Origin of the sequence: uncultured Lacinutrix sp. (genome assembly GCF_947500605.1) — a bacterium.
In the GTDB taxonomy this organism is placed as follows: Bacteria; Bacteroidota; Bacteroidia; order Flavobacteriales; family Flavobacteriaceae; genus Lacinutrix.
Genome location: NZ_CANMSJ010000034.1, coordinates 1 through 230, shown reverse-complemented (window position 1 = coordinate 230; position 230 = coordinate 1). Strand labels below are relative to the sequence as shown.

Here is a 230-nt window from a genome sequence, read left to right as displayed (position 1 = left end):
TGCGCACGTATCGATTTCTTTTCGTCCGTACTTGGCTCTCTGTATTCTACAGTAAACCAATAGTCACTTGTTGGCATCGGGTTACCGTTGTAAGTACCATCCCATCCTGCACCTGATGGACTTAATTGTTTTAATAGTTTACCGTAACGGTCAAAGATGTAAATCACTGCGTCTGGCTGTGTTCCAATATCGTAAACATTCCAAGTGTCGTGGTAACCATCTCCATTTGG

The 230-nt window shown here is 43.0% G+C and carries 1 protein-coding gene; it reads right to left on the bottom strand.

The window, feature by feature from the left end; all coding sequences use genetic code 11:
- A partial coding sequence (locus Q0935_RS15860) for a T9SS type B sorting domain-containing protein (protein WP_299388350.1) occupies positions 1-230 on the bottom strand: 230 nt, incomplete at both ends.